11 protein-coding genes are annotated in these 11422 nt (G+C 37.7%); 5 read left to right on the top strand and 6 right to left on the bottom strand.

Features of this window, described 5'->3' with window-relative positions:
- The first annotated feature begins 111 nt into the window (after positions 1 to 111).
- Positions 112 to 1047 carry an aldo/keto reductase gene (locus tag D6734_04830; protein ID RMF95875.1) on the top strand — a complete coding sequence of 312 codons (936 nt, stop codon included), beginning with the start codon at positions 112 to 114 and terminating at the stop codon, positions 1045 to 1047.
- 15 nt (positions 1048 to 1062) lie between these two features.
- On the opposite strand, the gene D6734_04825 is transcribed toward D6734_04830, so the two are convergent.
- Positions 1063 to 1959, bottom strand: a complete 897-nt coding sequence (locus D6734_04825) for an SDR family oxidoreductase (GenBank protein RMF95874.1) — start codon at positions 1957 to 1959, stop codon at positions 1063 to 1065.
- Positions 1960 to 1997: 38 nt separating this feature from the next.
- Complete coding sequence (locus tag D6734_04820; GenBank protein ID RMF95873.1) at positions 1998 to 3404, bottom strand: FAD-binding protein; 1407 nt, start codon at positions 3402 to 3404, stop codon at positions 1998 to 2000.
- 251 nt (positions 3405 to 3655) lie between these two features.
- On the opposite strand from D6734_04820, the gene D6734_04815 reads away from it, so the two are divergent.
- Together D6734_04815 and D6734_04810 are read left to right on the top strand one after the other, a co-directional pair.
- Complete coding sequence (locus tag D6734_04815; GenBank protein ID RMF95872.1) at positions 3656 to 4108, top strand: NUDIX domain-containing protein; 453 nt, start codon at positions 3656 to 3658, stop codon at positions 4106 to 4108.
- Entirely contained in the window at positions 4086 to 4832 is a 747-nt protein-coding gene (locus D6734_04810) for a class I SAM-dependent methyltransferase (GenBank protein ID RMF95871.1), read from the top strand. Before D6734_04815 ends, D6734_04810 begins: the two co-directional genes overlap by 23 nt.
- 23 nt (positions 4833 to 4855) lie before the next feature.
- On the opposite strand, the gene rpmB is transcribed toward D6734_04810, so the two are convergent.
- Positions 4856 to 5044 carry a 50S ribosomal protein L28 gene (rpmB, locus tag D6734_04805; protein RMF95870.1) on the bottom strand — a complete coding sequence of 63 codons (189 nt, stop codon included), beginning with the start codon at positions 5042 to 5044 and terminating at the stop codon, positions 4856 to 4858.
- A 237-nt stretch (positions 5045 to 5281) separates the two neighbouring features.
- On the opposite strand from rpmB, the gene D6734_04800 reads away from it, so the two are divergent.
- Positions 5282 to 5983, top strand: a complete 702-nt coding sequence (locus D6734_04800) for an MBL fold metallo-hydrolase (protein RMF95869.1) — start codon at positions 5282 to 5284, stop codon at positions 5981 to 5983.
- A gap of 28 nt (positions 5984 to 6011) precedes the next feature.
- Here the strand turns inward: D6734_04800 and D6734_04795 are convergent, their stop codons facing one another.
- Positions 6012 to 7910, bottom strand: coding sequence for a type II secretion system protein GspE (locus D6734_04795; protein ID RMF95868.1), 1899 nt, complete (start codon positions 7908 to 7910; stop codon positions 6012 to 6014).
- A gap of 280 nt (positions 7911 to 8190) precedes the next feature.
- Positions 8191 to 9396 carry a PD-(D/E)XK nuclease family protein gene (locus tag D6734_04790; GenBank protein RMF95867.1) on the bottom strand — a complete coding sequence of 402 codons (1206 nt, stop codon included), beginning with the start codon at positions 9394 to 9396 and terminating at the stop codon, positions 8191 to 8193.
- Between the two features lie 199 nt (positions 9397 to 9595).
- On the opposite strand from D6734_04790, the gene D6734_04785 reads away from it, so the two are divergent.
- The gene (locus D6734_04785; GenBank protein RMF95866.1) at positions 9596 to 10636 is read left to right on the top strand and encodes a DUF362 domain-containing protein; all 1041 of its coding nucleotides are present in this window, start codon (positions 9596 to 9598) and stop codon (positions 10634 to 10636) included.
- Between the two features lie 6 nt (positions 10637 to 10642).
- Here the strand turns inward: D6734_04785 and D6734_04780 are convergent.
- A partial coding sequence (locus D6734_04780) for an aldo/keto reductase (protein ID RMF95865.1) occupies positions 10643 to 11422 on the bottom strand: 780 nt, incomplete at its 5' end.

Here is an 11422-nt window from a genome sequence, read left to right as displayed (position 1 = left end):
GTTTTTAACTTTCCCACAACTCATTTTAAAGTAAAAAAATTTTTTCTTGATTTATTATCATTTTCATTAATATTTATTAGCAACCCACACAACAAAAAATCTTCAACAATTATGGAATACAGAGAACTCGGAAAAAGCGGCATAAAAGTTTCAACAATCGGACTGGGCACATGGGCAATTGGTGGTATGTTTTGGGGAAAAACCGACGATGCTGAAGCCATAAAAGCCATAGAAGCATCGATCGATTATGGAATCAACCTCATCGATACTGCACCTGCCTACGGCACTGGACATTCAGAAAAACTTGTCGGCAAGGCAATAAAAGGCAAAAGAGAAAAGGTCGTAGTAGCAACCAAGTGTGGCTTAGACAGAAAAAAAGGATTCATTATTGACCTAAAACCGAAAAAAATCAGACAAGACTTGGAAGAATCCCTGATGTTTTTAAATACAGACTATATTGACCTTTATCAGTGCCATTGGCCTGACCCTAAAACTCCCATTGAAGATACAATGGAAGAACTTCTAAAAATGCAGTCGGAAGGCAAAATTCGTGCAATAGGAGTTTCCAATTTCGACCTTGAACTTCTAAAAAAAACCGTTTCCATAGCGCCGATTGCAAGCCTTCAACCTCATTATTCACTGCTCAAAAGAGATATTGAAAAAGACATTCTTCCCTTCTGCAGGCAAAACAATATTGGCATTCTTGCATACGGCTCATTAGGAAGCGGAATACTGACAGGCAAATATAAAAAGAGACCTTCATTTGCAGGAAATGATGCCCGTTCATTTTTCTATCCTTTTTACAAAGAGCCATATTGGAGTAAAACCCAAGAATTGTTGAAAGAGATGGAAAAGATTGCCAATAAATATGATAGACCTCTCTCTCACATTGCAATAAACTGGATAAGGCAGCAAGAGGGGATTACATCAGCGCTTGTTGGTGCAAAGAACGCCTCTCAAGCAAAATCAAATGCCCAAGCCGCTGAATGGCAATTATCTGCCGATGAACTTGCCTACTTATCAGAAAAAGCAACGGCAATCTTTTAAAAGGTATAGAAAGCTTTAATCAACCAATGTCCTCAAGAAATCTTCCAAGCGATGCTCTCCATAGTGAGGCGCATCGAGTTCCATACCTCCAATGGCAACAAAAAAGCAAATCATATCTGCGAGATTCTGATTAAAGGGTCTTGCTATAATCGAGATGAGTTTCAAAACCCAAATGGGGATATGCCTAATTCTCGGCTCTTTTCCAAGTACTTTAAAAGCAAGGAGAGCTACCTCTTCGTGGGTAAAGGTTTCAGGGCCTCCCACAGGGACATACTTATTCTTCATCTCAGGATTTGTAAATGCATCAACTGAAACCTTGGCAAGGTCTATACCGTGAATGGGATTATATTTTGTCTGTCCTGAGCCAAAGACATATGCAGTGCCTCTGCTTTTGATTACTTCAAATTGTTTCCTTGTATCATCAAAAAAACCTGTTGGTTGCGTTACAGTCCAATTCATTCCTGATTCCTGAAGGGCTTTGGCAACAGCTTCCTTCGCCTCAGCTATTTTCACTGTCTTTGCCATTTCTTTACTGCCAATCGTTGATGTAAAAACAAAGTGTTTTACTCCTGCAGCTTTTGCGCGGCGAACAATATTCATATTTGCGCCGTAATCAACATCCCAGATAAGTGGTTTTTTATCAAAGGTCATAAAACCTATGCTTGAAAAGACTACATCAATGCCATCGCACAACCCTTCAAGAGTTTCATCCTTTGTTGCTTCCCCTACGAAGATATCATCGCAAAGCTCTTTTATCCCTATTTTTTCAAGCTTCTCTGGATTTCTTGCAAGAGCACGCACCCAATAGCCGCGCCTTTTACATTCTCTGACCACATTGCTTCCAAGATAACCAGTTGCCCCTGCGACGAGCACCTTTAATGGTTTTTCCGTCCCCTTTTCATCATTTGCCATTAATTTTTTCCTCCTTACATCTCTTGTTTTTTTGTTATTTACATATCAAAAATTTTACCGGGATTCATTATATTTTTTGAATCAAAGGCTTTTTTTATTTCCTTCAAAAGGTTAAGCTCTGCTTTTTTAATCGATATAGGCAAATAATCCTTTCTAATCGCTCCTATTCCATGCTCAGCTGCAATTCTCCCTCCAAGCTCGGATGTTTTAACATAAATTTCTCTGCAAAACACTGAATATCTTTTCAACCACTCCTCTTCACTCAAACTGCCCGGAAACATCGTAATATGAATATTGCCGTCTCCAGCGTGTCCAAAACAGGATGCTTCAAAACCTTCCTTTTCAGAAATCTTTTTAATTTCCGCAAGAAGTGCCGGAATTTTAGCTCTTGGCACAACAGGATCCATACTTCTGCATAGAAGACTTCTTTCTCCTGCCGCTTCAAAAAGGCAGCGTCTGAATTTCCACAACCTTTCGCGGCTTGCTGTCCCTTTTGCAACAAGTACATCTGCGGCATTATTTTCATCACAACACTGTTCAATTGTTTCCATCTCTTCTTCCAAACTTTTTTCATCATTACCATTTAGAGCAAAGAGAAGATGCGCCTGCGCATCAGGGAAGGGTGGCTTCTCTTTGAGATATTCCTCTCCAAGCTTTAGCGCCGAGTTATCCATTAGCTCTACTGCAGTTGGAATGACTCGGCGTTTCAAAAGCATTGAAACTGTCCTTGAAGCATCTTCGACCTTGTCAAAAGCAACTAATAAATCGATTCTTTTGCCGGGTAAAGGAAGCAGTCGGAGTATTGCTTTTGTGATAATTCCAAGTGTACCCTCAGAACCAACAAAAAATTGTGTTAAACTATATCCTGTAGCATCTTTTACCACCTTACCACCTGTTTCGATTATTTCCCCTGACGGCAAAACAACTTCCAATCCGCAAACATAGTCCTTTGTCGTGCCGTATTTTACGGCATAGGGACCTCCTGCGCCCTCAGCTATGTTGCCTCCAATACTACAGCTATCTAAACTTGCAGGGTCAGGAGGATAAAAAAGTCCTTCTTCTTCCACAAGGCGGTGAAAATTTCCCGTGATAATTCCCTGTTCAACTACTGCCATTAGATTATCTAAATCGAGGTCGATGACTTTATTCATTCGTTCCAAAGAGATAACAATTCCGCCATATAGAGGCACTGCTCCTCCGCTCAATCCATAACCCTGGCCACGGGGAGTTATCGGTATCTTTTTTTCATTGGCAATTTGAACTACTCTTTGTATCTGAGACACATTTCGTGGTTTGATAACCAAATCAGGCCGCGCTTCCAACCCCTTTGTTTGGTCTCTTGAATAAGCATCGAGGATATCTTCATCAAAGAAAACCAAATCTGCCCCAAGCTCTTTTTCAAGGAGAGAAATCAACGAATCACTAACTTTACCGTAGTCTGTCATTTTAATTATATGCTATTTAATTAACATAAATATATCTATTTATATAATTTTTTTATTATTTTCAACAAATAACTTTTCCGAATCTTGCTCTCTCTATGAGATCCCAAATGGTTTTATGAAGATTATTTAAACTCATTTTCAAAAAAATTCTCCTGAGATTTTCAAAGCCTTTCATTGCTATATTCTTTTTTTTTTACTATATGACACTTGATTTAAGAGTATTTTGCAAAGACAGGATGTGAAAAGAATAAATGAATGTGGAGATTTTTGGAGATAAAGCTCTTCCAGCTGTTGGCGGAATCGTTTTTCAACAAGAAAAGGTTCTTTTAGTTAAAAGAAAAAATCCTCCATTACAAGGACAATGGTCAATTCCCGGAGGGAGAATTGAATATGGAGAACCAATGAAAGAAGCTGTCAAAAGGGAGCTCTTTGAAGAAACAGGATTATTGGTAAAACCGCTTTGTATCGTGGAAACTATAGAAAAGATCAATAAAGATAGAAATGGCTCAATTCTTTTTCACTATATTATTGTCGATTATCTGTGTGCAATAGAAGGAGGAAGTCTGAAAGCTGGCAGTGATGCCGTAGATGTTGAATTTGTCAGTATGGATAAACTCTGTGAAAAAGAATTGGATGACAAAACAACCGAAATCATAAAAAAAGCAAAAGGAATAAAAGAAAATGGGAAGTTTTTTTTGGGATGAAAGAAAGGTCGAGTGGTATGATAGAGCGCTTGAAGAGAGCGATTACTCCAAAAAAATTTTAAATATCATAATACCGCTAATACAAGAATGTAAAACAATAATCGATATTGGTGCAGGATGTGGACCTTTATCAATCCCATTGGCGGAATTGGGATATCAAGTAACTGCCCTCGAGCCTTCACCTTCAATGATAAATAAAATCCGCCAAAAAGCAGAGAAAAAGAAGCTTTCCAATATGAAATTTTTAGAAGCAAAGTTCGGAGAAATCGATGCAGGTAAACATGATGCCGCCATTGTGGCTAATGTGAGAAAACTCTTTGTCGAGCTCGATGACTTTTTAAAAAACCTTGAATCGGTTTCACCAAAAATCACTATCCTGATTGTTGGCGCAGATACGAAAAACAATAAATTCTTTTTCAGCGAGCTTTATCCCATTCTTTTCAACAAGGAATATCCAAAAAAAGAAAATCATCTTGCTGTTTTTGAGAAACTTACTGCCAAGGGCTTGAACCCGCAATCTTGCATTATCGACCTAAACATCGACCAGCCCTTTTATGACATCGACGAAGCAGTAGAATTCTGGAAGGCATATCTCAACATAAACAATTCGAAATATGACAACATTCTCAAAAATTTTCTCACAGAAAAACTCATAAAAAGAGACAAGTGGTTGATTGCAGAAGTTAAGAAAAGAAGCGCCGTTATCTGGTGGACTTCGAAATAGGAAGGAGTGCTTGGCTTCCGGGACTATGCAGAAGTTTTCGCCATTGTACGCAGACAACGGGTGCATATCTTAACAGTCTTCATCTTCCCATTAATCTCTAACCGCTTTTTCTGAATATTGGGATTAAACCTGCGATTTGTCACATTATGGGCATGGCTCACATTGTGGCCAAATTGTGGACCCTTACCGCATATTTCACATTTCATAGCCAATTTACATTCCTCCTGCGTGCATTTTCCTCTACATAAACAAAATAAGCCAAAAAGAGGGTTTAACTATAGAGCATATTCCACAAATTATTGCAAGAATTTTATTCACTCATTGGAAAGAATGGATCTATTTTTGATTTCTTTGTTATTTCAAAAACAGAGAATCTATATGTAAAATTCTTTCCTATTATGTGCTATAATGTCTAAAATTATTAGAAAAAATAATAAAGGAGAAAAGGAATGGAAAACATTTCTGAGATAAAAGAGAAGATTTTTTTTGTCAAGGGAAGCCGTTCAAACATCTTTCTTGTTTCAGATGAGGACCTTGTTCTTATTGATACCGGAATGCCCGGAGATTATAAAATTATCTTAGATGCTATCAAACAAATAGGTCGTAGCCCGAATGAAATTTCTCACATTCTCATTACCCATGCCCATATGGACCATATTGGATCACTTGCAAAAATGAAAGCTGAAACAGGAGCAAAAATTGTTGCAGCTCAAACCGAAACCGATTTCATTGAAGGAAGGAAGAAGATGTGGACAATGGGAAGGACAGGTATAGGAGGAAAGATATTCAAGATGATAATGTTCTTTATGGAAAACCTTGTCTGGAATTACGAGCCAACAAAAGTGGATATGCCTTGTGAAGGAGGAGAGCTAATTGACTGCTGTGGTGGAATTGAAGTAATATCCACCCCCGGACATTCGAGAGGAAGCTTGAGCTATTATTTCAAAAGCAAAAAAGCTATTTTTGTCGGCGATTCGCTAAGCACGATGCCCAATCTTCGTCTTCCCCTTAAAGCAGGATGCGAATTTTATGAGAAAGCTCTCGAATCTGTAAAGGAAATCAGTAGATTTCCTGCAGAAATGTGTTTTGTAGGTCACGGAAATTCAGTAACAGAAAATGCCGCAAATCAAATCAAGGCACTTCTTGAATAGACATACATATCTTTGCCGACTACACATTTCAGTGCGTTGATGAATATTGCATCAGGTTGAGCTCAGCCATACAGAATGGGCAGTATTTCCAATCAGCATGTACATGCTTGCCGCAGGCATAACATTTTGTTGAAATCGAGTGACAGCAAAAGGGACAAGCTACAAAATTTGATTTTAGGTAACCATGACATTTCGGACAGAAATTCATAGTCTCTTCTTCGAAAGCAAATATTCGGTTCAATTCACTTAAAGATGTCAATCCTTCTGCAACCTTCTCAATACCGTCAACCATAATCTTTTTCATACCAAAAGATACTGCCGTCTCTTCAATGTCGTCTTCTGAAGCTTCTTCAAGAATCATCTTCTTTATTTGCTTATTGACGACTAAAACTTCAAACAAGCCGATTCTTCCCTTGTATCCCAAATAATTACATTTATGACATCCTTTTGCCCTATAAAACTTGACATCTTTTAAATCTTTTCTGCACACGCCAAGATTTATAAACTCCTCAGGTTCAGGATTGTATTCCTCTTTACAAGCTGGACAAAGAAGACGAACCAATCTTTGCGACACCACTCCATTCAAAGAAGATGAAATAAGATAAGGCATAACACCAATATTTTTCAATCTTGTAATTGTTCCTGCCGCACTGTTTGTATGTATCGAACTGAAAACACTGTGACCTGTCATAGCAGATTGAAAAGAAATCAGAGCTGTTTCTGAATCCCTAATTTCACCAAGCATTATAATATCAGGATCCTGCCTAAGAATAGAGCGCAACACAAAGGGGAATGTAAGCCCAATCTTTTCATTTACTGCAACCTGATTTGCACTCGATATTTCATATTCAACAGGATCTTCGATAGTCACTACATTTATATCAGGAGATACGACATAATTAAGCATCGCATAAAGAGTCGATGTCTTTCCGCTTCCTGTGGGACCTGCTACAAGGACAATCCCTTGATTCTTTCGCAACATAGCTTTTATTTTTTTCAAGTCTTCACGAGAAAAACCAATTTCATCAAGACTAAAGATATCCGGCCTTGCATTCAACAGCCGTATTACAATTTTTTCACCATAGATTGTGGGAAGGGTTGATACTCTTAAATCCATTTCTCTTCCCTGAATACGAATTTTAATTCTGCCGTCCTGAGGTATTCTTTTTTCTGTAATATCAAGACCAGCCATAATCTTTATTCTCGAAGTAACAAATCCCTGCGTCCATTTCGGGAAGACCATTACATCTCGTAATATGCCGTCAATTCGTTCTCTCATTACAAACTTTTTCTGATGCGGCTCAATGTGAATATCGCTTGCATTATGCTCCACAGCACTTGCCAATATTCCGTTAACCATTTTGACGATTGGCGGGTCTTCACTCTTTCTGATAAGCTCAGAGACTTCGATCTCATCTTCTGACGAGAAAACAATTTCAACAACTCCGGGAACATCCATTCCCTTTACTAATTCCTCTACAGGAGTTGAAAGGTGATAATATTGGGAAATTGCTTCCTTAATCTGCCTTGCTGTTGACAACAGCGGTTTTACAGTCCTCCCTGATGCAAAACTCAAGTCATCTATCGCCGCAAGGTCCAGAGGGTCTGCAAATGCGGCTTTCAGTGTGTGTTTATCTACGCTTATTGGCATAACCATATGTTTCAGACAAATCTTCTCAGAAATCATCTGTATTGCTTCCGGCTCAACAACGGTGGTTGAAAAATCAATAAATTCTATACCAAGCTGTCTTGAAAATGTCTTCGCTATATCGATTTCAGAAACAAACCCGAGTTCAACTATGATTTCTCCAAATTTCTTCTTTGTCCACTTCTGTTTTTTCAAGGCTTGGTCAAGCTGTGCTTGGGTTATGAGGCCTGCTTCCAATAGGAGACTACCTAATTTTTTAGAGCGTTGGAGGTCAACCATTTATCCTTCTTTCTAAAAAACAGAAGATATGAATGAAAAAAAAGTTTCAACTCATTTCTCAGATTTTAGATTATAATGAATGATATTAATGTCAAATAATAATATTCAAGAATTTTTGAAAATTTTCTTTAAATTCTTATATCTGTTTTAAAAGAATCTTTTAAAAATATACTTTCCCCTTCACTCTCTAAACTTCTTTTTCACAAAGTGCAGTATTTTTTACTCATCATAGTGAAAAATTATATTCCCCCTTTTGTGTTTGACCTGAAAATCCACCCTTTTAATCTTCATCTCTCCTGAGTGTTGAAATACTTATTCGCTTGCTAATGGTAGGAGTAATAAACTTTTTAATCTCATCCACCAATCCCTTATCCCATTTGTCGGCTTTAAGTTTATCCTTTAAGGCAGAGTTATCCAAAGTCGACACTTCATTCCATTTTCCTGCTGAACGAATTATCTCTTCAAGTTTCTTTCGCTCTTCACTTTTCTTGGATGGAACAGAAAGACCTTCTGTTTGAGATATTTTCAGTTGCTTATCACTTCCGCATATTACTGAGATTCCTTCTCTTTCTGCATATGCAAAAACAGCTTCTTTTACTTTATTCAATTCTGCTTCCCTGTCGCTAATCTCTTTTTTCAATTTTACATAAGTATTGACGAGATTGACGCCGTCATCGGCAAGATATTCATTTACAGGTAGAGATTCAAGCTTGGTTTTATGCTTTTTCAAAGGGCACAAATCTTGATAGGTACACCAATCACAAAGAGCGCTTTCATTAGGCAAAAATTCTTCCGTATTTTCAATTCTGTCAATAAGGGCAATTGTTTCTTTTTTGAGTTCTTCCAATTGTTCATTGCTTCGCCTCGATACAATCTCTTTATCAAATACGACATAATGCCATATCAATTCTACCTTCTCTACATCATTCCACAAATTTTGCACGCCAAGTTGATAGAGCGCAAGTTGGCGGTCATTGTCAATTTTTTCCTGTTCTGGCAAAGACCCGGATGTCTTATAATCATGTATTTCATATGTTCCATCCTCCCTTTGAGAGAGTCTATCAATATATCCTCCAAGTTGATAGTTGCCATAATCGTCTAAATTAATCTTCACATACTTCTCGAGGGCAATCAATTTTGAACTATTGAAGGGATAATATCTCTGATAATAGTTTTTTATACACTCTTTACAAAGATTGTAATAATCTTCCTTTGTCCTATTCTTTTTTACTATGACAATATCTTCTGAATAATTCTTTTCCCATTGTTCATCAAAATAATCGAGAAGTTCGTCCAGCGTAAGAATTTTATATCTCATATCCCCATAAAGTTTTTCCATTGCTTCATGAAATCTTTTACCAAGAAACGCCTCTATTCCTTCTTCCTCACTTTTTATTCTGTCAATGTATTTAAATTTATACTGAAGAGGACAGTTTTCGAATGTTTGTAGTCTTGAATGGGAATAAGTAGGCCTTTTATTGCTCATAAAGTTTACCTCATTACATAATTATCAATCTTATCTAATTAATCAATAACTATTCAAATATTGCATAAAAAATTATACTCTAATAAATATTCAAATAAAGCACTAATTTTAATTTTGACACGCTAACAGCAATTTTATAGCTAATAACGAGAATGCTAATCTGCAAAAAATAAAATTTAAAATAAAAAAGGGGTAGAAAATGAAAAGTAAAGACAACAAGTTTTCAAGGAGAAATTTCATTAAAAAGGCGTATTTTGGTGCAACTGGCGTCATTGCTTACTCGCTTCTTCCTCTCAACAAAGGCAGTAGGGCAGAAGTGGAAGAAATCATCTCACCTCGACAGGGTCTTGGAAATCTATTTCTAAAAGATGGCAAACCGCTTCTTATAGTAGCAGAAGGGGATGATAGAATTGAGAGATTAAAAAAAGCCCTTGATAAAATTGGCGGTATAGAAAAACTTGTGAAAGGGAAATCAGTAATTTTAAAACCGAATGCTGTTGCACCTACTCCATATCCTGTATGCACTGAACCAAATTTTTTGATCTCCATTGCAAAGATTGTAAAAGATTGCGGGGCAAAGGAGATTGCTATTTATGACTCTGTGCCTCAAAGGACTTTTAGATTGATGGGATTATATGAAAAAGCAAAAAAGATCGGCGCAGAAGCAATTGCAGTCAACCCGGCAGATGACAGCGCTTTCACGGATGTCAAAAAAGAAGGATGGATAGTCCAAAATCCGATTGGACTTTCCAATCACTTGGCAAAAGCAGATGTAGTAATCAATATTTGTAATATAAAAAGACATGATGAAGCGGGATTTACTTGCGCCCTGAAGAATCACTTCGGCTCTGTGCGCGGATCAAACCGCTGGGACGGTCATCTAAAACTTCATAATGGAAAATCAATCGATTCAGGAGAATGGAATGAAGAATTTCGCATTCCCTTCAGGATGCTTGCCGCAGAATTTGCTGATGCGGTAAGATGTGAACTCAATATTGTAGATGCGCAAGACCTGTTAACTGTATCAGGTCCTTATCTAACGCGAGGAAAGGTAAAAAAAGGAATAAATAAGCTAATAATCAGCGGTGATATTGTAGCAACTGATGCCTATTGTTCAAAATTGATGGCAGAAAACGACTCAACATATAAAACAGAAATTTGGGAACCTGCCTTAGAACATGCAGAAAAACTTGGACTTGGTACGGCAAACTTGAAGAATGTAGAACTGATTGAAGTGTAAGAATAATTAGGAAAATTTTTCCATCAATTCCCTTTTGCGTTCAATAGTAGGTAGATCATAGGGGCATTTCTGCTCGCACTCGCCGCATTCAGTACATGCCTGCCACCAAATAGAAAGATTCTTTGCTCTCTCCTTTTCATGGGATGACATTTTCTCATATCCCTGCCCTTTCATTCTCTGCCATGTAAGGTGTATCATAACAGGAATTATAATGTCATTGGGACATGGCATACAATAATTGCATCTTCGACAGAAATCTTTACCGAGAGGAGCCACTTCTTCTTCAAATTTCTTCAGCTCCTCAGCGCTCAATGGTTTTGCTTTTTCCATAAAATCAATATTTTCATTAAGCTCATCTACAGTTGCACAACCAACGAGAATATTATCAAGCGGATAGCCGCATAAAAACCTATGGGAATTTTCTATATTTCTTATCACACCTCCTGCCAAAGCCTTCATTACAATGGTTCCTACATTCAAAGACCTGCATAGTCCTACCAACTCTGCTTCAGGTTCACGCTCTATAACATTGAAAGGAAACATCACCGTGTCAAACTCGCCGGTCTTGATCAGATCAACCATAACCTGTGTATGATGACTTGTTAGCCCAATGAAATCAATCATCCCTTCCGACTTTGCTCTTTTGAAAGCGTCGAGGGCCCCATCTTTTCTCATAACCTGTTCGACTTCATCAGGGCCAAGTTCATGTATCTGATAAATTTCTATTTTGTCAGTTTGCAGATTTTTCAAACTTTCCTCCAAATCCTCAAGCACTTCATCATAACC

This window comes from Candidatus Schekmanbacteria bacterium, from assembly GCA_003695725.1.
GTDB lineage: Bacteria > Schekmanbacteria > GWA2-38-11 > GWA2-38-11 > J061 > J061.
The sequence above is the reverse complement of the archived record's forward strand: the minus strand, read 5'-3'. Positions and strand labels throughout refer to the sequence as shown.

Excerpts from the sequence above, each read along its gene's own strand:
- D6734_04830 (RMF95875.1), top strand. The coding sequence starts at position 112 with ATGGAATACAGAGAACTCGGAAAAAGCGGCATAAAAGTTTCAACAATC.
- D6734_04825 (RMF95874.1), bottom strand. The coding sequence starts at position 1,959 with ATGGCAAATGATGAAAAGGGGACGGAAAAACCATTAAAGGTGCTCGTC.
- D6734_04820 (RMF95873.1), bottom strand. The coding sequence starts at position 3,404 with ATGACAGACTACGGTAAAGTTAGTGATTCGTTGATTTCTCTCCTTGAA.
- D6734_04815 (RMF95872.1), top strand. The coding sequence starts at position 3,656 with ATGAATGTGGAGATTTTTGGAGATAAAGCTCTTCCAGCTGTTGGCGGA.
- D6734_04810 (RMF95871.1), top strand. The coding sequence starts at position 4,086 with ATGGGAAGTTTTTTTTGGGATGAAAGAAAGGTCGAGTGGTATGATAGA.
- D6734_04800 (RMF95869.1), top strand. The coding sequence starts at position 5,282 with ATGGAAAACATTTCTGAGATAAAAGAGAAGATTTTTTTTGTCAAGGGA.
- D6734_04795 (RMF95868.1), bottom strand. The coding sequence starts at position 7,910 with ATGGTTGACCTCCAACGCTCTAAAAAATTAGGTAGTCTCCTATTGGAA.
- D6734_04790 (RMF95867.1), bottom strand. The coding sequence starts at position 9,396 with ATGAGCAATAAAAGGCCTACTTATTCCCATTCAAGACTACAAACATTC.
- D6734_04785 (RMF95866.1), top strand. The coding sequence starts at position 9,596 with ATGAAAAGTAAAGACAACAAGTTTTCAAGGAGAAATTTCATTAAAAAG.